Source organism: Streptomyces sp. NPDC057438 (assembly GCF_042802995.1).
In the GTDB taxonomy this organism is placed as follows: domain Bacteria; phylum Actinomycetota; class Actinomycetes; order Streptomycetales; family Streptomycetaceae; genus Streptomyces.
In genome coordinates, this window is the sequence record NZ_JBHVDD010000104.1 from 1 (window position 1) to 22,897 (window position 22,897).

General features: G+C 69.8%; 18 protein-coding genes. 13 read left to right on the forward strand and 5 right to left on the reverse strand.

Going from position 1 to position 22,897, the window contains the following annotated elements:
- Positions 1-53: 53 nt before the first annotated feature.
- Positions 54-818 carry an IclR family transcriptional regulator gene (locus ACFU5F_RS36715; protein WP_383897164.1) on the reverse strand — a complete coding sequence of 255 codons (765 nt, stop codon included), beginning with the start codon at positions 816-818 and terminating at the stop codon, positions 54-56.
- 393 nt (positions 819-1,211) lie between these two features.
- On the opposite strand from ACFU5F_RS36715, the gene metH reads away from it, so the two are divergent.
- From metH to ACFU5F_RS36735, 4 genes are all read left to right on the forward strand, one after another.
- The gene (metH, locus tag ACFU5F_RS36720; RefSeq protein WP_383897167.1) at positions 1,212-4,739 is read left to right on the forward strand and encodes a methionine synthase; all 3,528 of its coding nucleotides are present in this window, start codon (positions 1,212-1,214) and stop codon (positions 4,737-4,739) included.
- Positions 4,740-4,921: 182 nt separating this feature from the next.
- On the forward strand, positions 4,922-5,626 hold the full coding sequence (locus tag ACFU5F_RS36725; RefSeq protein WP_383897170.1) for an HAD family hydrolase: 705 nt from the start codon (positions 4,922-4,924) through the stop codon (positions 5,624-5,626).
- A 404-nt stretch (positions 5,627-6,030) separates the two neighbouring features.
- Positions 6,031-7,635 carry an ABC transporter substrate-binding protein gene (locus ACFU5F_RS36730; protein ID WP_383897172.1) on the forward strand — a complete coding sequence of 535 codons (1,605 nt, stop codon included), beginning with the start codon at positions 6,031-6,033 and terminating at the stop codon, positions 7,633-7,635.
- Between the two features lie 90 nt (positions 7,636-7,725).
- Entirely contained in the window at positions 7,726-9,309 is a 1,584-nt protein-coding gene (locus tag ACFU5F_RS36735; protein ID WP_383897175.1) for an ABC transporter substrate-binding protein, read from the forward strand.
- 82 nt (positions 9,310-9,391) lie between these two features.
- On the opposite strand, the gene ACFU5F_RS36740 is transcribed toward ACFU5F_RS36735, so the two are convergent.
- Together ACFU5F_RS36740 and ACFU5F_RS36745 are read right to left on the reverse strand one after the other, a co-directional pair.
- The gene (locus ACFU5F_RS36740) at positions 9,392-10,063 is read right to left on the reverse strand and encodes a response regulator transcription factor (RefSeq protein ID WP_005485214.1); all 672 of its coding nucleotides are present in this window, start codon (positions 10,061-10,063) and stop codon (positions 9,392-9,394) included.
- 119 nt (positions 10,064-10,182) lie between these two features.
- Positions 10,183-11,106, reverse strand: a complete 924-nt coding sequence (locus ACFU5F_RS36745; RefSeq protein WP_383897178.1) for a RecB family exonuclease — start codon at positions 11,104-11,106, stop codon at positions 10,183-10,185.
- A gap of 218 nt (positions 11,107-11,324) precedes the next feature.
- Between ACFU5F_RS36745 and ACFU5F_RS36750 the strand changes: the two genes are divergently transcribed.
- The 3 genes from ACFU5F_RS36750 to ACFU5F_RS36760 all read left to right on the forward strand — a co-directional run bounded on the left by ACFU5F_RS36750 (position 11,325) and on the right by ACFU5F_RS36760 (position 14,901).
- Entirely contained in the window at positions 11,325-13,118 is a 1,794-nt protein-coding gene (locus tag ACFU5F_RS36750) for a site-2 protease family protein (RefSeq protein WP_383897180.1), read from the forward strand.
- A 53-nt stretch (positions 13,119-13,171) separates the two neighbouring features.
- Entirely contained in the window at positions 13,172-14,074 is a 903-nt protein-coding gene (locus tag ACFU5F_RS36755; RefSeq protein ID WP_383897183.1) for a tRNA (adenine-N1)-methyltransferase, read from the forward strand.
- Between the two features lie 251 nt (positions 14,075-14,325).
- Positions 14,326-14,901, forward strand: a complete 576-nt coding sequence (locus tag ACFU5F_RS36760) for a hypothetical protein (protein WP_383897186.1) — start codon at positions 14,326-14,328, stop codon at positions 14,899-14,901.
- A gap of 89 nt (positions 14,902-14,990) precedes the next feature.
- Here the strand turns inward: ACFU5F_RS36760 and ACFU5F_RS36765 are convergent, their stop codons facing one another.
- Positions 14,991-15,296 carry a ferredoxin gene (locus ACFU5F_RS36765; protein ID WP_383897188.1) on the reverse strand — a complete coding sequence of 102 codons (306 nt, stop codon included), beginning with the start codon at positions 15,294-15,296 and terminating at the stop codon, positions 14,991-14,993.
- A 247-nt stretch (positions 15,297-15,543) separates the two neighbouring features.
- Here ACFU5F_RS36765 and arc point away from each other — a divergent pair, with 247 nt between their 5' ends.
- From arc to prcA, 6 genes are all read left to right on the forward strand, one after another.
- Positions 15,544-17,310 carry a proteasome ATPase gene (arc, locus tag ACFU5F_RS36770; protein ID WP_383897190.1) on the forward strand — a complete coding sequence of 589 codons (1,767 nt, stop codon included), beginning with the start codon at positions 15,544-15,546 and terminating at the stop codon, positions 17,308-17,310.
- 234 nt (positions 17,311-17,544) lie between these two features.
- The gene (gene dop / locus ACFU5F_RS36775; RefSeq protein WP_383897192.1) at positions 17,545-19,056 is read left to right on the forward strand and encodes a depupylase/deamidase Dop; all 1,512 of its coding nucleotides are present in this window, start codon (positions 17,545-17,547) and stop codon (positions 19,054-19,056) included.
- Positions 19,057-19,244: 188 nt separating this feature from the next.
- The gene (locus ACFU5F_RS36780; RefSeq protein ID WP_005485230.1) at positions 19,245-19,460 is read left to right on the forward strand and encodes a ubiquitin-like protein Pup; all 216 of its coding nucleotides are present in this window, start codon (positions 19,245-19,247) and stop codon (positions 19,458-19,460) included.
- A gap of 50 nt (positions 19,461-19,510) precedes the next feature.
- A complete protein-coding gene (locus ACFU5F_RS36785) occupies positions 19,511-20,086 on the forward strand; it encodes an endonuclease VII domain-containing protein (RefSeq protein WP_383897222.1) in 576 nt (191 codons plus the stop codon).
- The gene (prcB, locus tag ACFU5F_RS36790) at positions 20,038-20,883 is read left to right on the forward strand and encodes a proteasome subunit beta (protein WP_045557093.1); all 846 of its coding nucleotides are present in this window, start codon (positions 20,038-20,040) and stop codon (positions 20,881-20,883) included. The genes ACFU5F_RS36785 and prcB overlap by 49 nt, the downstream gene beginning before the upstream one ends.
- A 70-nt stretch (positions 20,884-20,953) precedes the next feature.
- Positions 20,954-21,697, forward strand: coding sequence for a proteasome subunit alpha (gene prcA / locus ACFU5F_RS36795; protein ID WP_383897195.1), 744 nt, complete (start codon positions 20,954-20,956; stop codon positions 21,695-21,697).
- Positions 21,698-21,859: 162 nt separating this feature from the next.
- Here prcA and ACFU5F_RS36800 read toward each other — a convergent pair whose 3' ends face one another.
- Positions 21,860-22,879, reverse strand: a complete 1,020-nt coding sequence (locus tag ACFU5F_RS36800; RefSeq protein ID WP_383897198.1) for a LacI family DNA-binding transcriptional regulator — start codon at positions 22,877-22,879, stop codon at positions 21,860-21,862.
- Positions 22,880-22,897 lie beyond the last annotated feature (18 nt).

The following is a 22,897-nucleotide window of genomic DNA, read 5'->3' on the forward strand; positions in this document are numbered from 1 at the left end:
CCGGGACACCCCGCGGGGTGTCCCGGCCCTCGCCGTGCCCGGCCGGGCGGCGGTCAGAACCGGGCCGCGCCGAGGTCCCGCGACACCGCGCGGGCGCAGTCCCGCACGGCCGCGACAAGCTCGGGACGCGGCTCGCCCTCGCGGCACAGCCGCTCCACGGCGCCGGTGATGCCGACCGCGCCGACGGGCATGCGCCGCCGGTCGTGGATGGGGGCGGCGACGGAGGCCACACCCTCCCAGGTCTCCTCCATGTCGGCCGCGTACCCGCGCGCGCGGGTGAGGTCCAGCACCCCCTCGAACTCCTCCAGGGCATGGACGGTCCGGTCGGTGAACGGCTTGCGCTCGGCCTCCAGGACCTCGCTGTGCGCCACCGGGTCGTACGCCGCGAGGACCTTGCCGAGGGCCGTCGAGTGCAGGGGCTGCATGGCGCCTATCTCCAGGACCTGCCGGCTGTCGTCGGGCCGGAAGACGTGGTGCACGATCAGCACCCCCTGCTGGTGCAGCACCCCCAGGTGGACACTCTCGCCGCTGGAGCGGGCCAGGTCGTCCGTCCAGACCAGGGCGCGTGCCCGCAGCTCGTGGACGTCCAGGTACGTGGTCCCGAGCCGCAGCAGCTCCGCGCCCAGCTGATAGCGCCCGGAGGCGTCGTCCTGCTCGACGAACCCCTCCTGCTGGAGCGTGCGCAGGATGCCGTGGGCGGTGCCCTTGGCGAGGCCCAGCGACGAGGCGATGTCCGACAGGCCGAGCCGCCGCTCGCCGCCCGCGAGCAGCCGCAGCATCGCGGCCGCCCGTTCGAGCGACTGGATGTTCCGTGCCATCGCCGTCCTGCCTCCGTCCCCTTCGGCCGCCGTACGCGACTGAACTTCCACCGTTCGGCAATGCCGAACACTACCGGTCGTTGCCGACCTCCCGCCAATGGCCGTCAACAGCTTTTCGGACGCGGCCCCCGCGCGGTGCCCCCCTGTGCGCGTCCCGTGTCCGTCCGGTGCGTGTTCGGCGACCGTGTGATCGTGGGGTGTGCGTGTGGTGTCGGAGCGGTGTCCGGCGTTCGCCTGTGTCGTCGGAGTAAACCGCACTCGGCCGCGTACGCCACGCCCGTCCGTCCCGTGGACCGCCCTGACCGCGGGCGGCACTCCGGGCTACCCTTGCGGCGTGCGGCTTCCATGGGAGGCCGCAAAGCCGACAGCCGTCGCACTCCAGGGAGCAGCTCCATGGCCTCGTTGCCGAACCCGTCCTCCTCGTCCGCCGCCGCCGGCCGGGCCCGATCCGACGCCCTGCGCGAGGCCCTCGCCACCCGAGTGGTGGTCGCCGACGGCGCGATGGGCACGATGCTCCAGGCGCAGGACCCCACCCTGGAGGACTTCCAGCAGCTGGAGGGCTGCAACGAGGTCCTCAACGTCACCCGCCCCGACATCGTCCGCTCGGTGCACGCCGCGTACTTCGACGCGGGCGTCGACTGCGTGGAGACCAACACCTTCGGCGCGAACCTCACCGCCCTGGGCGAGTACGACATCCCCGAACGCACCGCCGAGCTGTCCGAGGCCGGCGCCCGCATCGCCCGCGAGACCGCGGACGAGTACACCGCGCGCGACGGCCGCCCGCGCTGGGTGCTGGGCTCGATCGGCCCGGGCACCAAGCTGCCCACCCTCGGCCACACCACCTTCACCGCCATCCGGGACGCCTACCAGCAGAACGCCGAGGGCCTGCTCGCGGGCGGCGCCGACGCCCTGCTCGTGGAGACCACCCAGGACCTGCTGCAGACGAAGGCCTCCGTCATCGCCGCCCGCCGCGCGATGGAGACGGCCGGGTACGACGTCCCCCTGATCGTCTCGGTGACGGTCGAGACCACCGGCACCATGCTGCTCGGCTCCGAGATCGGTGCCGCGCTGACGGCACTGGAGCCGCTGGGCATCGACATGATCGGCCTGAACTGCGCGACCGGCCCCGCCGAGATGAGCGAGCACCTGCGCTATCTGGCCCGCCACTCCCGCATCCGGCTGTCCTGCATGCCCAACGCCGGCCTTCCGGTCCTCACCAAGGACGGCGCCCACTACCCGCTGACCGCCCCCGAGCTCGCCGACGCGCAGGAGAACTTCGTCCGTGAGTACGGCCTCTCCCTGATCGGCGGCTGCTGCGGCACCACCCCCGAGCACCTGCGGCAGGTCGTCGAACGCGTCCGCGACCTCACGCCCACCCCGCGCGACCCGCGCCCCGAGCCCGGCGCCGCCTCGCTCTACCAGACGGTCCCGTTCCGCCAGGACACCTCGTACATGGCGATCGGCGAACGGACGAACGCCAACGGGTCGAAGAAGTTCCGTGAGGCGATGCTTCAGGCCCGCTGGGACGACTGCGTGGAGATGGCCCGCGACCAGATCCGCGAGGGTGCCCACATGCTCGACCTCTGCGTCGACTACGTGGGCCGCGACGGCGTCGCCGACATGGCCGAACTCGCCGGCCGGTTCGCCACCGCCTCCACCCTCCCCATCGTCCTGGACTCCACCGAGGTCGACGTCATCCGGGCCGGGCTGGAGAAGCTCGGCGGCCGGGCGGTCATCAACTCCGTCAACTACGAGGACGGCGACGGCCCCGAGTCACGCTTCGCCAAGGTCACCGCACTGGCACAGGAGCACGGCGCCGCGCTGATCGCGCTGACCATCGACGAGGAGGGCCAGGCCCGCACCCCCGAGAAGAAGGTCGAGATCGCCGAACGGCTCATCGACGACCTCACCGGAAACTGGGGCATCCACGAGTCCGACATCCTCATCGACACCCTGACCTTCACCATCTGTACCGGTCAGGAGGAGTCCCGCAAGGACGGCATCGCCACCATCGAGGCGATCCGCGAGCTCAAGCGCCGCCACCCGGACGTGCAGACCACCCTCGGCCTGTCGAACATCTCCTTCGGCCTCAACCCGGCCGCCCGCATCCTCCTCAACTCCGTCTTCCTGGACGAGTGCGCGAAGGCGGGCCTGGACTCCGCCATCGTCCACGCCTCCAAGATCCTGCCGATCGCACGCTTCAGCGAGGAAGAGGTGCAGACGGCCCTCGACCTCATCCACGACCGCCGCGCCGAGGGCTACGACCCCCTGCAGAAGCTGATGGCGCTGTTCGAGGGCGCCACCGCCAAGTCCCTGAAGGCGGGCAAGGCGGAGGAGCTGGCCGCCCTCCCGCTGGAGGAGCGCCTCAAGCGCCGCATCATCGACGGCGAGAAGAACGGCCTGGAGGCCGACCTCGACGAGGCCCTCCGGACCCGCCCGGCCCTCGACATCGTCAACGACACCCTGCTGGACGGGATGAAGGTCGTCGGTGAGCTGTTCGGCTCCGGACAGATGCAGCTGCCGTTCGTGCTGCAGTCCGCCGAGGTCATGAAGACGGCCGTCGCCCACCTGGAGCCGCACATGGAGAAGTCGGACGCGGAGGGCAAGGGCACCATCGTGCTGGCCACCGTCCGCGGCGACGTCCACGACATCGGCAAGAACCTCGTCGACATCATCCTGTCCAACAACGGCTACAACGTCGTCAACCTCGGCATCAAGCAGCCGGTCTCCGCGATCCTCGACGCCGCCAAGGAGCACCGGGCCGACGTCATCGGCATGTCCGGCCTCCTGGTCAAGTCCACAGTGATCATGAAGGAGAACCTGCAGGAGCTGAACCAGCGGGGCCTCGCCGCAGACTTCCCGGTCATCCTCGGCGGCGCCGCGCTGACCAGGGCGTACGTCGAGCAGGACCTGCACGAGATCTACGAGGGCGAGGTCCGCTACGCCCGGGACGCCTTCGAGGGCCTGCGGCTGATGGACGCCCTCATCGGCGTGAAGCGCGGCGTGCCGGGGGCCGTCCTGCCGGAGCTGAGGCAGCGCCGGGTGCGGCCCGCGGCCGGCGCCACCGTGGTCGAGGAGCGCCCCGAGGAGGGGCACGTCCGCTCCGACGTCGCCACCGACAACCCCGTCCCCACGCCCCCGTTCCGGGGCACCCGCGTCATCAAGGGCATCCAGCTCAAGGAGTACGCGAGCTGGCTGGACGAGGGCGCCCTCTTCAAGGGCCAGTGGGGCCTGAAGCAGGCCCGCACCGGCGACGGTCCCACCTACGAGGAGCTCGTCGAGACCGAGGGCCGGCCCCGGCTGCGCGGCCTGCTGGACAAGCTGCAGACCGACAACCTCCTCGAAGCGGCCGTCGTCTACGGCTATTTCCCCTGTGTCTCCAAGGACGACGACCTGATCATCCTGGACGACGACGGCAACGAACGGACCCGGTTCTCCTTCCCGCGCCAGCGCCGCGGCCGCCGGCTGTGCCTGGCCGACTTCTTCCGCCCGGAGGAGTCGGGCGAGACCGACGTGGTCGGCCTCCAGGTCGTCACCGTCGGCTCCCGCATCGGTGAGGAGACCGCCAAGCTCTTCGAGGCCAACTCCTACCGCGACTACCTCGAACTGCACGGGCTGTCCGTGCAGCTCGCCGAGGCCCTCGCCGAGTACTGGCACGCCCGGGTCCGCTCGGAGCTCGGCTTCGCCGGGGAGGACCCGGCCGCCATCGAGGACATGTTCGACCTCAAGTACCGGGGTGCCCGTTTCTCCCTCGGCTACGGCGCCTGTCCCGACCTGGAGGACCGCGCCAAGATCGCCGAACTGCTGGAGCCCGAGCGGATCGGCGTCCAGCTCTCGGAGGAGTTCCAGCTCCACCCCGAGCAGTCCACCGACGCGATCGTGATCCACCACCCCGAGGCGAAGTACTTCAACGCGAGGTAGCCCCGCCACGGCGGGTGACGACCGGCCCCCGCGGCACGTCGTGGCCGGTCACGCGGCTCTCCGGCCCGGCACGACCGGTCCGCGAGGCGTTTGTCCGCGCGGCGTCGTAGACTGGTCGGTCCACCGCAGGCCGGTTCCCCATCCGGGAACCGGCCTGCTCGTCCCCCAAGGAGGTGCGCCGGATGACCACGACGATTCCCGCGCCAGGAACCCGTACGGCCGAAGGCTCCGCGCTGCAGGCCGTGCTCCTCGACATGGACGGCACCCTGGTGGACACCGAGGGCTTCTGGTGGGACGTGGAGGTCGAGGTCTTCGCCGGCCTCGGACACACCCTCGACGACTCCTGGCGGCATGTCGTGGTCGGCGGACCCATGACCCGCAGCGCGGGCTTCCTGATCGAGGCCACCGGCGCCGACATCACCCTCCCCGAGCTGAGCGTGCTGCTCAACGACGGCTTCGAGGCCCGTATCGGGCGCTCCCTGCCCCTGATGCCCGGCGCCTCCAGACTCCTCGCCGAACTCGCCGCACACGGCGTCCCGACCGCCCTGGTCTCCGCCTCGCACCGGCGCATCATCGACCGCGTCCTGACCTCCCTCGGCCCCCAGCACTTCGCGCTGACCGTCGCGGGTGACGAGGTCGAGCGGACCAAGCCGTTCCCCGACCCCTACCTCCTCGCGGCCTCCGGCCTCGGCGCGGAGCCGGGCCGCTGCGCGGTCATCGAGGACACCGCGACCGGTGTCGCCGCCGCCGAGGCCGCCGGCTGCCACGTGGTCGCCGTCCCGTCCGTCGCCCCCATCGCCCCCGCCGCGCGACGCACCGTCGTGACCTCCCTGGAAGAGGTCGACCTGCGCTTTCTGCACGGTCTGATGATGACGACGGGCAATTGAAAGCACGGAAAATTCCAAGATCACACACAGGGCCCGGACCAGGGAATTCGATCCGTCGCAATGACTGAATTCCCGGGCCCGGGAACCCCTTTCCTGCTGTGACGTTTACCACTCCCGAAGGCGTTCGCAGCGCCCTCCGGACATGGCCAATCCCCGCATTCAGGGGTGCGCGGCACGCCCATGTGTCCCAATTGGCGAAGGCTGCACCCAAACATTCCGTGCGCACTACACCGTTTGTGTCCACGCCCGGTTCCGCAGCGTGATGGGAACTCAACTCCGGTGCGCGCGAGCCCCTTCGACGGTGCGGGCTAATCTCGACCCGAGAACATCGCCGTACCTCCCGTGACGCGCTCGCACCACCCCGCAGGCACCCGTCCCGGACCACAGCTCTGGAGAAACCGAGCATGAACCGCAAGACCCTGGTGCTGCCGGCCGTCATCGGACTGCTCGCCCCGGTGCTCGCCGCCTGCGGCGCAACCGACGGCTCGGGCGCGAGCGGCGACGCGATCGTCGTGGGCACCACCGACCGGTTCACCGCCTCGAAGCAGGCCCCGGCCCCGATCGACCCGGCCTACGCCTACGACGTCGGCACGTGGAACATCCTCCGCCAGACCGTCCAGACCCTCCTGGTCCAGCCGCGCGGCGACGGCGAACCGGAGCCCGAGGCCGCCTCCAGCTGCTCCTTCACCGACAGCGGCAACGAGCGCTACGTCTGCACGCTGCGCTCCGGCCTGAAGTTCGCCGACGGCTCCCCGGTCACCGCCGAGGACGTCAAGTTCTCCATCGACCGCGCCCGCTCCCTCAAGGCCGACAGCGGTGTCTTCGCCCTGCTGTCCACCATCGACCTCGTCGAGACCAAGGGCGACAAAGAGGTGATCTTCCACCTCAACAGCCCCGACGCGACCCTCCCGTACAAGCTGTCCACCCCGGTCGCCGGCATCGTCAACCCGGCCGACTACGACAAGGGCAGACTGCGCGACGGCTTCGCGGTCGACGGCTCCGGCCCCTACACCCTGGACGCCGAGGTCGAGGACAACGAGCTGGTCCGGGCCGTGTTCACCAAGAACCCGAACTACAAGGGCCAGTTGGACCCGAAGAACGACAAGGTCGAACTGCGCTCCTTCGCCGACGCCGACGCCATGGGCACCGCCCTGAAGGACGGCGACATCGACCTGATGACCCGTTCCATGACGCCGGAACAGATCACCAAGCTCTCCGACGCCCCCCAGAGCGACATCGACCTGATCGAGTCCGCAGGCCTGGAGATCCGCTACCTCGCCTTCAACACCGACGCCGCCCCGGTCAAGAGCACGGCCGTCCGCCGGGCCATGGCCGAGGTGATCGACCGCGGCGAACTCGTCGCCAAGGTCTACGGCTCCCAGGCCGAACCCCTCTTCTCGCTGGTCCCGGCCGGCATCACCGGCCACTCCAACTCGTTCTTCAACAAGTACGGCGACCCGGACGTCGCCAAGGCGAAGTCGACCCTGCAGAGCGCGGGCGTCACCGCCCCGGTGAAGCTGACCCTCCACTACACGACCGACCACTACGGCTCGGCCACGAAGAAGGAGTTCGAGCTGCTGAGGAAGCAGCTCAACGACAGCGGTCTGTTCGACGTGACCATCAAGGGCACCCCCTGGTCCACGTTCCGCCCCGCCGAGCAGGAGGGCGAGTACGCGGTCTACGGCATGGGCTGGTTCCCGGACTTCCCCGACGCCGACAACTACCTCGCCCCCTTCCTCGACAAGGACAACTTCCTCGGCTCGCCGTACGCCAACAGCGAGATCCGCGGCAAGCTGATCCCCGAGTCCCGCCGCGCGGCCGACCGTCTCAACGCCGCGGACAGCCTCACCGGCATCCAGGACATCGTCGCCGACGACGTGCCCATCCTCCCGCTGTGGCAGGGCAAGCAGTACGTCGCCGCCCGGGACGACATCACCGGTGCCGAGTACGCCCTCAACGCCGCCTCGACGCTCCAGCTCTGGGAGCTGGGCCGCGGCCGGGGCGACTGACCGGACCTCACCACCCTCCGGACAGAGGCCGACCGGCCTCGGGGGAGCCCGGAGCGCCCGCAATGCACCGACGACACAAGGCATCCATACGTGAACATACGCACCCAGTGGCCCGTCCTGACCATCGCGACAGGGCTGGCCGCCGGCCTGCTGACCGGCTGCGGCTCCGACTCGGGGGGCCCGGGGGGCTCCGGATCCGACATCGTGATGGGGATGTCCGACGACGTCCTGGCCACCGACCCCGCCTCCGGCTACGACCCCGGATCCTGGCTCCTCTTCAACAACGTCTTCCAGTCGTTGCTGAGCTTCCCCAACGGCGCCACCGAACCCGAACCGGACCTCGCCGAGGAATGCTCCTTCACGGACAGCAGCACCAAGGTCTACGAGTGCACCCTCAAGAAGGGCCTGAAGTTCAGCAACGGTGAGGCGCTCACCGCGAAGGACGTCAAGTTCTCCTTCGACCGCATGCTGAAGATCAACGACGACGCCGGCCCCGCGATCATGTTCCCCATGCTCGACAAGGTCGAGACGCCGGACGACCGGACCGTCCGCTTCGACCTCAAGTACGCCGACGCCACCTTCCCCAGCAAGATCGCCTCCGGCGCCGGCTCGATCGTCGACGAGAGCTCCTACGACGCCGACGGACTGCGCGAGGACGGCGAGGCCGTCGGCTCCGGCCCCTACAAGCTGGAGTCCTTCGGCGAGGACGAGGCCGTCTTCACCGTCAACGACAACTACAAGGGCCCCGCCGACGTCGAGAACTCCGGCGTCACCCTCAAGTTCTTCCACGGCGACCAGGACGCCCTGAAGAAGTCCCTGCTGGAGGGCGACCTCGACGTCACCTACCGCGGCCTCAGCGCCTCCGACATCTCCGACATCGAGACCGACACCTCCACCGCCAGCGGCGTCGACATCGTCGACGGCACCGGCGCCGAGGTCCAGCACCTCGTCTTCAACATGGACGACCCGGTCACCGGCAAGCTCGGCGTCCGCCAGGCCATCGCCTACCTGCTGGACCGTGAGGCCCTCGTCGACGAGGTCTACCAGGGCACCGCCACCCCGCTGTACTCGATCATCCCGGCCGGCATCACCGGCCACAACACGGCCTTCTTCGACACCTACGGCGCCCGTCCCTCCACGGACAAGGCCGAGGCCGCTCTCCGCGCCGACGGCATCACCGACAAGGTCGAACTGACCCTCTGGTCCACCCCCTCGCGCTACGGCCCCTCCACCGACCAGGAGCTGAAGGCCATCGCGAAGCAGCTCAACGACAGCGGCCTGTTCGACGCCGACGTGAAGTCCGTCGCCTTCGCCCGGTACGAGAAGGACATCGCCGCCGGCAAGTACGGCGTGTACGTCAAGGGCTGGGTCCCCGACTACCCGGACCCCGACAACTTCACCGGCCCCTTCTTCGGCAAGGGCAACGTGCTGGACAACAACTACAGCAACACCACCATCACCGGTGACCTCCTCCCCAAGACCGCCGCCGAGAGCGAGCGCTCCGCCACGGAGAAGGAGTACGCCGAACTGCAGAACATCGTCGCCACCGACGTCCCCCTCCTCCCCATCTGGCAGGCCAAGCAGTACGCCGTCGTCGGCGACGACGTCTACGGCCTCGAGTACTGCCTGGACGCGTCCACCGTCTTCCGCTTCTGGGAGCTGAGCAAGGGCTGACGCCGACACCACGCCCCACAGACCGAGGGCGCCCTCTTCGTGCGAAGAGGGCGCCCTCGGCGCGTGACCGGTATGCGGCGGGCTACTGCGCTCCGGGGCGCACCAGCCCGCTCTCGTACGCGTACACCGCCGCCTGCACCCGGTCCCGCAGCCCCAGCTTGGTCAGCACATGACCCACATGCGTCTTGACCGTGGTCTCGCTGACGAACAGATCGGCGGCGATCTCCGCGTTCGACAGGCCCCGCGCCACCAGCTTCAGCACCTCGACCTCACGGTCGGTCAGCGTGTGCAGCGTGTCCGGCACCGGCTCGTCGCCCGACGGCAGATGCTCCGCGTACTTGTCCAGCAGCCGGCGCGTGATGCTCGGCGCGAGCATCGCCTCCCCGCCCGCCACCACCCGGATCGCCTGCACCAGCTCATTGGCCGGAGCGTCCTTGAGCAGGAACCCGCTGGCCCCCGCCCGCAGCGCCTCCACCACGTACTCGTCCAGGTCGAACGTCGTCAGCACCAGCACCTTCGCCGGACCGTCCCGCCCGGGACCGGTGATCTGCCGCGTCGCCTCCACCCCGTCCATCCGGGGCATCCGGATGTCCATCAGCACCACATCGGGCTGCAGCGCCCGCACCTGGTCGAGCGCCTGCAGACCGTCACCGGCCTCCCCGACGACCGCGATGTCCTGCTCCGCCTCCAGAATCATCCGGAAGCCGGTGCGCAGCAGCGGCTGGTCGTCGACCAATAGGACCCGGACGGCCACGAACGTCTCCTTCGCTAGGGCCTGATTCGGGATCAGACCGGCTTCGGGCCCCCGCGGCCCAGGCCTGATCCCAACAGAACAGGCCCCAGGGCCCTTCCGGCGGATGTCCGCGCCGGGCCCTAGTCCGGCCCCATTCTGCCCTGTCCGCCGACGTCCGACCCGGGCGACCTCACCTGCAGGGGGTACGGCGGGGGAGTGCCGCCGAACTCCGGACAGACCTCCCGGTGGTCGCACCAGCCGCACAGCTTCGTCGGCCGGGGCCGCCAGTCCCCGCTCTCCGTGGCAAGCCGGATCGCCTCCCACAACGCCAGCAGCTTGCGCTCCACCCGCTCCAGATCCGCGACCACCGGGTCGTACGTCAGGACGTCACCGCTGCCGAGGTACACCAGCTGCAGCCGGCGCGGCACGACCCGCTTCAGCCGCCACACCACCAGGGCGTAGAACTTCATCTGGAACAGCGCGCCCTCCGCGTACTCCGGACGCGGCGCCTTGCCCGTCTTGTAGTCGACGATCCGCACCTCACCGGTGGGCGCCACATCCACCCGGTCGATGATCCCGCGCAGCCTCAGCCCCGACTCCAGCTCCGCCTCCACGAACAGCTCCCGCTCGGCGGGCTCCAGACGCGTCGGGTCCTCCAGCGTGAACCAGCGCTCCACCAGCTGCTCGGCCTCGGCCAGCCAGCGCGCCAGCCGCTCGCCCTCCGCGTCGTCCGCGAACAGCTCCTCGACCTCCGGCCGGGTCTCCCGCAGCCGGTCCCACTGCCCGGGCACCAGCGACCTGGCGCGCGGCGCCGTCCGCTCCGCCGCCGGCGCGTCGAAGAGTCTCTCCAGCACCGCGTGCACCAGCGTCCCGCGCGTCGCCGCCTCGCTCGGCTTCTCGGGCAGCCGGTCGATCACCCGGAACCGGTACAGCAGCGGACACTGCATGAAGTCGCTGGCGCGCGACGGCGACAGCGAGGCGGGCGGGGCGGCGGCCCGTACGGCAGGACGGGCGTCCTCGCCGCCCACGGGGGCGGGGACGGCGCCGTCGGTGCTGGTTTCCATGACCTCAGACCATACGGCCCACCACTGACAGTGACAGCCACGGGTCCGCGTCCGCATCGGCCGACGACCCCTGACACGAAACCCGTGTGCCCGGGGCGACGCGGGGGAGAACAGAGGGGGTGCCGGGGCGGAACACGCCCCGGTGACCGCATAGCATCGACGGCAGACCCTTCCGCCCGGCCACCGGGCGCGGAAGACGCTTCGAACGAGGGGACATCGTGGAGACGAGCGGCGGGAGCGGGCAGCCGCGGTCCGACAGCGACGAGGCGCCCGAGCGCGCACATCGCGACGCGACCGAGCCACCGGCGACGAGCGGCGCCCCCGCCCCGGCCCCGCACACCCCCGACGAGCCCCCGGCTCCCGCAGCGACAGCCTCCGACCGCGACGACACCCCCGGAACCCCGGACGCCGCCCGGCCCGGCGGCGGGTCCGACGCCCCCGGCAAGCAGGACGACGCCGTCGCAGGGCAGAGCTCCGCCGGGGAGGAGGACGCCGCCGACGCGCAGGGCACCAGCGACGCGGACGACAGCAGGGACGCGCACGGCACCGTGGAGCCGTCAGCCGCAGCCGACGACGCCCCGCCGGTGACCCCGGTGCCCGAGCCTTCCTCGCAGCCGCAGCCGCAGCCGCAGCCGCAGCCGCAGCCGCAGCCGCAGCCGCAGCCGCAGCCGCAGCCGCAGCCGCAGCCGCAGCCGCAGCCGCAGCCGGACCCGGAACGTGCCCCGCAGCCCGCCCCGGAACAGGCGCCGCCTGCGGCCCCCCTCGACCTGGACAAGCAGCCGGAGGACGAACCGGAGCGCACCGCGGCATTCGCGCGCCCCCACGCCCCCACCCCCAAGCCCCCCGGGCGCCGCCCCAAGGAGCCCGGCGGCGGCATCCTCATGGGCCGCCCCTTCGGCGTCCCCGTGTACGTCGCCCCCAGCTGGTTCCTCGTCGCCGCCCTGATCACCTGGGTCTTCGGCGGCCAGCTCGACCGCGTCCTGCCCGAACTCGGCGCCGCCCGCTACCTCGTCGCCCTGTTCTTCGCGGTCGCCTTCTACGCCTCCGTCCTCGTCCACGAACTCGCCCACACCATCGCCGCCCTGCGCTACAAACTGCCGGTCCGCCGGATCCAGCTCCAGTTCTTCGGCGGCGTCTCGGAGATCGAGAAGGAGTCCGAGACCCCCGGCCGCGAATTCGTCCTCGCCTTCGTCGGACCGCTGCTCTCCCTCGTCCTCGCGGGCGTCTTCTACCTCGCCCTGCTCGCCGTCGAGCCCGGCACCGTCCCCGGCGTCCTGCTCGCCGGCCTGATGGTCTCCAACTTGATCGTCGCCGCCTTCAACCTGCTCCCCGGCCTCCCCCTCGACGGCGGCCGCATGCTCCGCGCCGTCGTCTGGAAGATCACCGGCAAACCCATGAGCGGCACCATCGCCGCCGCCTGGGTCGGCCGCGCCCTCGCCCTCTCCGTCCTCATCGGACTGCCGCTCCTCACCCAGTCCGGCCTGCTCGGCGCGGCCGCCGAGGACAGCGTCGGCATGGACACCGTCCTCGACGCCCTGCTCGCCGCGATCCTCGCCGCGATCATCTGGACCGGTGCCGGCAACAGCCTCCGCATGGCCCGCCTGCGCGAACACCTGCCCGAACTGCAGGCCCGCGCCCTCACCCGCCGCGCGGTCCCCGTCGAGACCGACACCCCCCTCTCCGAGGCACTGCGCCGCGCCAACGAGGCCGGCGCCCGCGCCCTCGTCGTCGTCGACCCCGACGGCGAACCCCTCTCCCTCGTCCGCGAGGCCGCCATCGTCGGCGTACCCGAACACCGCCGCCCCTGGGTCGCCGTCAGCGGCCTCGCCCAGGACCTCACCGACGGCATGCGCGTCTCCGCCGAGTTGGCCGGCGAAGAACTCCTCGACGCCCTCCGCGCCTCCCCCGCCACCGAGTACCTGGTGGTCGAGGACTCCGGCGAGATCTACGGCGTCCTCTCCGCCGCCGACGTGGAACGCGCCTTCGTCAAGGCGATGGCACGGCCCAGCTGAGCTCCCGCCGACCGTGGTCGGCGGCCCCCGCAATCGCCGGTAGGGTGGGTCACATGTCCGAACCGACCGGTGCCGCCCGCCGTCGCGGGCCCTTCAAGGTCGGGGACCAGGTCCAGCTCACCGACCCCAAGGGACGCCACTACACGTTCACGCTCGAAGAGGGAAAGAACTTCCACACCCACAAGGGTTCCTTCCCGCACGACGAGCTGATCGGCGCTCCCGAGGGCAGTGTTGTCCGCACCACGGGGAACGTCGCCTACCTGGCGCTCCGCCCCCTGCTCCCCGACTACGTCCTGTCCATGCCCCGCGGCGCAGCCGTGGTCTACCCCAAGGACGCGGGGCAGATCCTCGCCTTCGCCGACATCTTCCCCGGCGCCCGCGTCGTCGAGGCCGGCGTCGGCTCCGGCTCGCTCAGCAGCTTCCTGCTGCGCGCCATCGGCGACCAGGGCATGCTGCACAGCTACGAGCGCCGCGAGGACTTCGCCGAGATCGCGCAGGCCAACGTGGAGCGCTACTTCGGCGGCCCCCACCCCGCCTGGCAGCTGACCGTCGGCGACCTCCAGGACAACCTGAGCGACACCGAGGTCGACCGCGTCGTCCTCGACATGCTCGCCCCCTGGGAGTGCCTCGAAGCCGTCTCCAAGGCCCTCGTCCCCGGCGGCATCGTCTGCTGCTACGTGGCGACCACCACCCAGCTCGCCCGGACCGTCGAGTCCATCCGCGAGATCGGCTGCTTCAACGAGCCGAGCGCCTGGGAGTCGATGATCCGCAACTGGCACATCGAGGGCCTCGCCGTCCGCCCCGACCACCGCATGATCGGCCACACCGGCTTCCTGCTCACCGCCCGCCGCCTCGCCGACGGCGTCGAGCCCCCCATGCGCCGCCGCCGCCCCTCCAAGGGCGCCTACGGCGAGGACTACACCGGCCCCAACGCCGACGGCGGCGCCGGCCGCTGAACCACCGGCCACCGGGGCGGACGGCCCACACCGTCCCCCCCGGTGCCGCGAACGGCCACCCCTCCCGGACAACACGCCCCCGGCGTGCCGGAGTTCCAGGCGGCGCCCGCGAACCCCGGCACGCCGCTCACGTGTTGACGCACCACCGGAAAGCCACGGGAACCACCCACCCCGCCGTTCCACCCCCGCTGTGACGTGTGGCACCATGCGGGTCACCCCCACCGGCACAGCACCCTCGGGAGACGCTCCTAGTGCAGCAATCCGCCGTCCCGGAACTGGCACACGCACACACCCGCCCCATCCACTGGCTCGCCACGGCCACCGCGCTCGCCGGAGTCGTCGCCCTGTCGTCCGCCCTCCAGCCCGACGCGGCACGCGCGGCCCAGCCCGTCACCAAGGCGGACCCCGCCCCGGCCGCCGTCGCCGCCCCCGATCCCGCAGAGGCCGGCCTGCCCCTCGACTGCGGACCCGTCGGCACCGTCGTGAAGAAGAAAGCCTCCGGAGACCTCGACGGGGACGGCCGGCCCGAAACCGTGGCCGTCGTGCACTGCGACGCCAGCATGGGCACCCCGCCCGACGGCGTCTACGTCCTCACCCGCTCCACCGACGCCGCCCGGCCCCGCGTCGTCGCCACCCTCGTGAACCCGAAGAACCGCGAGACGGTGTCCGACTTCGCCGTCCGGGACGCCACCGTCACCGCCACCCTGCACGGCTACTCGTCGGCCGACGTACCCAACTGCTGCCCGGACGTCATCGACTCCGTCCAATGGCAGTGGAAGAACGGGGCGTTCGTACGCTCGACGCCCGCCGGAGCACAAAGCGTCTGACACCGCCCACCTCGGGCGAACGGGAAGTGATCACCCGGCAAACCCGCTGTGAGAAAACAGACAGGCGGCGACGCGCAGTACCCGACCGGTCACTCCGCGTCCGGTCCGAACACCTCGACCCTGTCCGAAACGCGACGTACATGGATGCACTCGCCCGGACACTCCTTCGCGGAGTCCACCACATCCGTGAGAAGCGGCAGCGGCACGGGCGTTGTCGCCCCCGGCGCCTGCAGCAACTCGTCCCCCGAGCCCTTCACGTACGCCAGCCCGTCGATGTCCAGCTCGAACACCTCGGGCGCGTACTGCACACAGATACCGTCACCGGTGCAGAGATCCTGGTCGATCCAGACCTCCAGCGCCTCACCCACGGCCACGGCCTCCTGCTGCACGGTCATCTCTCCTGTCGAGTCTCGATCGCCGAGCCGTTCGGGAACGATGCAGGCTCTGACGGGTGTTGAACACTTCGACCCTACCCGGGGCGGCTTCCCAATCATGTTCCGTGGGTATTCCCCTGGCGTGAGGGAGAGCGCAAGGGTGAAGATCGGACACACCCCGACCGTCTTTGTGATCTAGGGGTTTCAATCGACACCCACCCAGGTAGGGTCTGGAAGCGTCCAGCTCCCCTTGGAGGAGGTGAGGACCGTGGCAGCCCACGACGACGACATGAACCGCGGCATCCGCCCGGGACGAGGGTCCGACGACCCGTCCGGGCAGATTGCCTACCTTGAGCAGGAGATCGCCGTCCTGCGGCGCAAGCTCGCCGACTCTCCGCGACACACGAGGATTCTCGAAGAGCGGATCGTCGAGCTGCAGACCAATCTGGCCGGCGTGTCCGCGCAGAACGAGCGGCTCGCCAACACCCTCCGCGAGGCCCGCGACCAGATCGTGGCCCTCAAGGAAGAAGTCGACCGGCTCGCACAGCCGCCGGCCGGCTTCGGAGTCTTCCTCGCGGCGAACGAGGACGGCACCGCCGACATCTTCACCGGAGGCCGCAAACTCCGCGTGAACGTCAGCCCCAGCGTCGACCTGGAAGAGCTCCGGCGCGGCCAGGAAGTGATGCTGAACGAAGCTCTCAACGTGGTCGAGGCCATGGAGTACGAGAGCGTCGGCGACATCGTCACCCTCAAGGAGATCCTCGAGGACGGCGAGCGCGCCCTCGTGCAGGGGCACACCGACGAGGAACGGGTGGTACGGCTCGCCGAGCCACTGCTGGACATCACCATCCGCCCCGGCGACGCCCTCCTGCTCGAACCCCGCTCCGGCTACGTCTACGAGGTCGTGCCCAAGAGCGAGGTCGAGGAACTCGTCCTCGAAGAGGTTCCCGACATCGGGTACGAGCAGATCGGTGGCCTCGGCAACCAGATCGAGATGATCCGCGACGCGGTCGAGCTCCCCTACCTCTACCCGGACCTGTTCAAGGAGCACGAACTGCGCCCGCCCAAGGGCGTCCTGCTCTACGGACCCCCCGGCTGCGGAAAGACGCTCATCGCCAAGGCCGTCGCCAACTCCCTGGCCAAGAAGGTCGCCGAAGTCACCGGCCAGGCCCAGGGCAAGAGCTTCTTCCTCAACATCAAGGGCCCCGAGCTCCTCAACAAGTACGTCGGCGAGACCGAGCGACAGATCCGCCTCGTCTTCCAGCGTGCGAGGGAGAAGGCCAGCGAGGGCACCCCCGTCATCGTCTTCTTCGACGAGATGGAGTCCCTCTTCCGCACCCGCGGCTCCGGCGTCAGCTCGGACGTGGAGAACACCATCGTCCCGCAGCTGCTCGCCGAGATCGACGGCGTGGAAGGCCTGCAGAACGTCGTGGTCATCGGCGCCTCCAACCGCGAGGACATGATCGACCCCGCCATCCTGCGCCCCGGCCGGCTCGACGTGAAGATCAAGATCGAGCGTCCGGACGCCGAAGCGGCCAAGGACATCTTCCAGAAGTACCTCACCGAACGCCTTCCGCTCCACACGGACGACCTCGGCGAACACGGCGGCTCCAAGACCACCACCGTCCAGAGCATGATCCAGACGGCAGTGGAACACATGTACGCCGAATCCGAGGAGAACCGCTTCCTGGAAGTCACCTACGCCAACGGAGACAAGGAAGTCCTCTACTTCAAGGACTTCAACTCCGGCGCCATGATCGAGAACATCGTCGGCCGCGCCAAGAAAATGGCGATCAAGGACTTCCTCGACAAGAACCAGAAGGGCCTGCGCGTCTCCCACCTCCTCCAGGCATGCGTGGACGAGTTCAAGGAGAACGAGGACCTGCCCAACACCACCAACCCGGACGACTGGGCCCGAATCTCCGGAAAGAAGGGCGAACGGATCGTCTACATCCGTACGCTGATCACCGGAAAGCAGGGCGCCGACACCGGACGCTCCATCGACACGGTGGCGAACACCGGACAGTACCTGTAAAACACAGGGCGGCTGCGGGTGCCCTTCACGGGTACCCGCAGCCGAGTGTTTTCCAGGCACGAGCCGGAGCAGAGCAATGACGCAAATGATCTCCCCACCAGCGCGGAGCCGTTCTAGGCTCGTTCGTACCGCCGAGTCGCGCAGTGCGGGGACGGGCACCGCACACGCACCGGAGCGCCAGCGGTACTTGAGCAGCGCCCCCGACCGAGGGCGCCGCCGGGCAAGGAGGGCCGCATGACCGTACGGCGAGTAATGGGCATCGAGACGGAGTACGGGATCTCCGTCCCCGGCCACCCCAATGCCAATGCCATGCTCACCTCGTCCCAGATCGTCAACGCCTACGCAGCGGCGATGCACCGGGCCCGCCGGGCCCGCTGGGACTTCGAGGAGGAGAACCCGCTGCGGGACGCGCGAGGCTTCGACCTCGCCCGCGAGGCCGCCGACTCCAGCCAGCTCACCGACGAGGACATCGGCCTCGCCAATGTCATCCTCACCAACGGCGCGCGGCTCTACGTCGACCACGCCCACCCCGAATACAGCGCACCCGAGGTCACCAACCCCCGCGACGCCGTCCTGTGGGACAAAGCCGGCGAACGCATCATGGCCGAAGCCGCCGAACGCGCCGCCCAGCTCCCCGGCGCCCAGCCCATCCACCTCTACAAGAACAACACCGACAACAAGGGCGCCTCCTACGGCACGCACGAGAACTACCTGATGAAGCGGGAAACCGCCTTCTCGGACATCGTGCGCCACCTCACCCCGTTCTTCGTCTCCCGCCAGGTCTTCGCCGGCGCCGGCCGCGTCGGCATCGGCCAGGACGGCCACGAACACGGCTTCCAGCTCAGCCAGCGCGCCGACTACTTCGAGGTCGAGGTCGGCCTGGAGACCACCCTCAAACGCCCCATCATCAACACCCGCGACGAACCCCACGCCGACGCGGAGAAATACCGCCGCCTCCACGTGATCATCGGCGACGCCAACCTCTCCGAGATCTCCACCTACCTGAAACTGGGCACGACGGCCCTGGTCCTGTCCATGATCGAGGACGGCTTCATCGCCGTCGATCTCGCCGTTGACCAGCCTGTTCGTACGCTGCACCAGGTCTCCCACGACCCGACCCTGCAACGGCTCATCACGCTGCGCAGCGGACGCACCCTGACCGCCGTACAGCTCCAGATGGAGTACTACGAGCTGTCGCGCAAGTACGTCGAGGAGCGGTTCGGGGCGGACGCGGACGATCAGACGAAGGACGTCCTCAGCAGGTGGGAGGACACTCTCAACCGGCTCGAGAACGACCCGATGAGCCTCTCCGGGGAACTGGACTGGGTCGCCAAGCGAGAGCTGATGGAGGGCTACAGGCGCCGCGACAGCCTCGACTGGGACGCCGCCCGGCTGCACCTCGTCGACCTGCAGTACGCCGACGTGCGCGCCGAGAAGGGCCTCTACAACCGCCTGGCGGCCCGCGGCAAGATGAAGCGGCTCCTGACCGAGGCGGACGTCGACCGGGCCCGTACGAAGCCGCCGGAGGACACGCGGGCGTACTTCCGCGGCCGCTGCCTGGAGCAGTACGCCGACGATGTCGCCGCGGCCTCCTGGGACTCGGTGATCTTCGATCTCCCGGGCCGGGACTCGCTCCAGCGCGTCCCAACCCTCGAACCGCTTCGCGGAACGCGAAATCACGTCAAGGAGCTCCTGGACCGTTGCCGGACGGCAGAAGACCTGGTCAGGGTCCTGTCCGGCCACTGAACCGGGCCTCAATCGTGATCAGCCGGGCGGGGTGGAAACACCGCCGTCCGGGAATCATCGAGGTGGCCCCCGGACGTTGTGGAAACAACGGGGCCAATGTCGGACCCGGCTTGTAGGGTCTGATCATCACCGATCGGCAGGAATGCCGACCTGTCGACCATGTCGGGCAACAGAGCGGGGTGAGGGTTATGGCGACCAAGGACACCGGCGGCGGCCAGCAGAAGGCCACCCGTTCCACCGAGGAGACCGAGGCGGCGCCGGAGGCGCAGGCATCGGAGGACCTCAAGGAACGCCAGGAGAAGCTGAGCGACGACGTGGACTCTGTTCTGGATGAGATCGATGATGTCCTCGAGGAAAATGCAGAGGATTTCGTCCGTAGTTTCGTTCAGAAAGGCGGCGAGTAACCTTCGAATCGAAGGTTGCGGGGGTCGGGAAGTTGGAGAACGACGGAAGTGTGAAGCGTTGCTCGCGGTGCAAAGAGTCCAAGCCGCGGGCAGCCTTCGCAAGTGACAAGGCGGCTCGTGATGGGCTGCAGGCTCACTGCCGGGAGTGCTGGGCGCAGTACCACCGAGTCCGTCAAGTAGCCAAAGGGAAGAACGTCCGGCCGCGCGTACAGACGCCGGAGGGACGCAAGTTCTGTCGCAGCTGCGGCGAGATCAAGCCCCACAGTGAGTGGCATCGCAACGCGACCGCTTCTGACGGCCCATCGACGAGCTGCAAGGAATGCCGGGCGGACAAGGCGCGTGCGGGGCACTTGAAGCGCCAGTACGGCATCACCGAAGCCCAGCGTGATGAGTTGGTCGCCTCTCAAGGAGGCGTCTGCTGTATCTGTTTGGCGGCTTTGCCGGTGCATGTGGATCACTGCCACGAGACGGGTAGGGTCCGAGGCGTACTGTGCTTCAGCTGCAACGCGGCGCTGGGGCAGTTCAAGGATCGGCCCGACGTCATAAGGCGGGCTGCGACATATCTGGAAGGAAACGCGTGGAAGCCAACACTCGTAGCACCGGGCGTCTACCAGCTGCCTTCCTGACGCCTGGGTCGTCGTCCTTCATGGACTTCCTGTCGGACCACCAGCCGGAGCTGCTGCCCGGCAAGCGGCAGCTGCCGCCGACCCAGGGTGTCATCGAAGCTCCGCACGGCACGACGATCGTGGCCGTGACGTTCCCCGGTGGTGTGGTGCTCGCCGGTGACCGCCGGGCCACGATGGGGAACATGATCGCGCAGCGGGACATCGAGAAGGTGTTCCCGGCGGACGAGTACTCGGCGGTGGGCATCGCCGGCACGGCCGGTCTGGCCGTGGAGATGGTGAAGCTGTTCCAGCTGGAGCTGGAGCACTTCGAGAAGGTCGAAGGCGCGCAGCTCTCGCTGGAGGGCAAGGCGAACCGTCTGTCGACCATGATCCGTTCCAACCTGGGCATGGCCATGCAGGGTCTGGCCGTGGTTCCGCTGTTCGCCGGTTACGACGTGGACCGGGAGAAGGGCCGGATCTTCTCGTACGACGTGACGGGCGGCCGTTCCGAGGAGAGTGGTTACGCGGCGACCGGTTCGGGCTCGATCTTCGCGCGCGGTGCGATGAAGAAGCTGTTCCGTGCCGATCTCTCGGAGGACGAGGCGACGACCCTGGTCATCCAGGCCCTCTACGACGCGGCGGACGACGACTCGGCGACCGGTGGTCCCGATGTGGCCCGTCGGATCTATCCCATCGTCACCGTGATCACCGAGGACGGCTTCCGCCGGCTCACCGACGAGGAGTCCTCCGAGATCGCCCGCTCGATCCTGGAGCGGCGTCTGGAGCAGCCGGACGGTCCCCGGGCCGCGCTGCTCTAGCAGGTCCGGCCACGACGGCCCTCCTTATCAAGGTGATCCAGTGACTCCGACAGAAAGGGACGGATAACCGGTGTCGACTCCGTTCTATGTCTCACCCCAGCAGGCGATGGCCGACCGGGCGGAGTATGCCCGCAAGGGCATCGCCCGCGGCCGCAGCCTGGTCGTGCTGCAGTATGCCGACGGCATCGTGTTCGTCGGGGAGAATCCGTCCCGCGCGCTGCACAAGTTCAGCGAGATCTATGACCGGATCGGTTTCGCGGCCGCCGGCAAGTACAACGAGTACGAGAACCTGCGGATCGGTGGTGTGCGCTACGCCGATCTTCGTGGGTACACCTACGACCGTGACGACGTGACCGCTCGTGGTCTGGCGAACGTCTACGCCCAGACGCTGGGCACGATCTTCTCCTCGGCGGCCGAGAAGCCGTACGAGGTGGAGCTGGTCGTGGCGGAGGTGGGGGATACCCCGGAGGGCGACCAGATCTATCGGCTGCCGCATGACGGTTCGATCGTGGACGAGCACGGTTCGGTCGCGGTCGGCGGTAATGCCGAGCAGATCAGCACCTATCTGGACCAGCGCCATCAGGACGGTGTGTCCTTGGCGGAGGCTCTGAAGCTGGCCGTCCAGGCGCTGTCCCGGGACACGAACGGCACGCAGCGGGAGATCCCCGCGGAGCGCCTGGAGGTCGCGGTCCTGGACCGTACGCGTCCGCAGCAGCGCAAGTTCAAGCGCATCGTCGGCCGTCAGCTCGACCGTCTGCTGGAGGCGGACGGCGCGGCGACGGAGGCGGAGAGTTCCGAGGAAGAGGACGAGTAGGACCGGCGTCCGAACGACCGTCCGTAGTGCGCCCCGGCCGATACAGGCCGGGGCGCACGGCGTTCGGTGCCTGTGGGCGGATGTGCTCACGACAGCGTGCTCCGTAGGGGCGCGGGGATCCGCGCGACCGGCCGCCCATGGGCCGGTGGACGGGCGCGGTGCTCAGCCCTCTGCTCGTGCCGTGGACCCCCGCACCACCAGCTCCACCGGGATGTCCCCCTCCGTCGGTGTACGGCCCTCCAGGACGGCCAGCAGAGCCTCCATCCCGCGTTCCCCGAACAGCTCCGCGTCCAGCCGTACGGTGGTCAGCTCGGGGTCGAGCGCCGTGGCGAGGGCGAGGTCGTCGAGCCCGGTGACGGACACGTCCTCGGGGATCCGCAGCCCCAGCCGCCGTGCGGCCTTGTAGACCCCGGCGGCCAGCTTGTCGTCGTCGCACACCACGGCCGTGGGGCGTCTTCCGGTGCCGGATCCGGTCAGTGCGGTCGTGGCGGCGGTCAGCGCCCCCTCGATGGAGATCGGCGCGGCGGCCGTTCGCAGGGACGCGCCCGGCACCGAGCCCACCCGTGCCGCCAGCTCCCGTGCGCGGACGCGGAAGGTCCAGGAGGGGATGTCGGCGGCGAGGTGCAGGAAGTGGCGGTGTCCGAGGCCGAGGAGGTGGTCGGCGATCTGGCGTACGCCGTCGCGGATGTCGAGGTTGACGGTGGCGGCGCCGTGGCTGCCTCCGGGGTCGCTGTCGAGCATCACCAGGGGGAGCTGGTCGCCGCGGATGGCGGTGAGGGCGTCGGCGGCCATGGAGGAGGCGATGACGCCGTCGAGGGCGGCCTGGGCGGAGGCGAAGGGGTCGCGGGCGGGGCCGACGCCTTCGGGGGAGGGGTAGAGAACGACGCCGAAGCCGTGGCGGGCGGCGACGCGGGCGGCGCCGGTGTAGACGCCGGCGAAGAATTCGGTGGTCAGGGCGGGGACGACGAGCAGGACGGTGCGGGTGCGGCCGAGGCGGAGGTTGCGTGCGGCGAGGTTGGGGCGGTAGCCGAGGTCGCGTGCGGCTTCGCGGACGCGCTGGGCGGTGGTCTCGGCGACGCGGCCGCGCCATTTGTCGCCGAGGACGAGGGAGACGGCGGCCTGGGAGACGCCTGCGGCCTGGGCGACGTCACGGCTCGTGGGCCGTGTACTACCTCGTGCCACGGTCGGCGTGCTCCTTCG

What these genes read in the sequence shown, in the direction of transcription:
- ACFU5F_RS36745 (WP_383897178.1), bottom strand. Translation starts at nt 11,106, where the DNA reads ATGGAAACCAGCACCGACGGCGCCGTCCCCGCCCCCGTGGGCGGCGAG.
- ACFU5F_RS36765 (WP_383897188.1), bottom strand. Translation starts at nt 15,296, where the DNA reads ATGACCGTGCAGCAGGAGGCCGTGGCCGTGGGTGAGGCGCTGGAGGTC.
- dop (WP_383897192.1), top strand. Translation starts at nt 17,545, where the DNA reads ATGACCGTACGGCGAGTAATGGGCATCGAGACGGAGTACGGGATCTCC.
- metH (WP_383897167.1), top strand. Translation starts at nt 1,212, where the DNA reads ATGGCCTCGTTGCCGAACCCGTCCTCCTCGTCCGCCGCCGCCGGCCGG.
- ACFU5F_RS36755 (WP_383897183.1), top strand. Translation starts at nt 13,172, where the DNA reads ATGTCCGAACCGACCGGTGCCGCCCGCCGTCGCGGGCCCTTCAAGGTC.
- ACFU5F_RS36715 (WP_383897164.1), bottom strand. Translation starts at nt 818, where the DNA reads ATGGCACGGAACATCCAGTCGCTCGAACGGGCGGCCGCGATGCTGCGG.
- ACFU5F_RS36780 (WP_005485230.1), top strand. Translation starts at nt 19,245, where the DNA reads ATGGCGACCAAGGACACCGGCGGCGGCCAGCAGAAGGCCACCCGTTCC.
- ACFU5F_RS36730 (WP_383897172.1), top strand. Translation starts at nt 6,031, where the DNA reads ATGAACCGCAAGACCCTGGTGCTGCCGGCCGTCATCGGACTGCTCGCC.
- ACFU5F_RS36725 (WP_383897170.1), top strand. Translation starts at nt 4,922, where the DNA reads ATGACCACGACGATTCCCGCGCCAGGAACCCGTACGGCCGAAGGCTCC.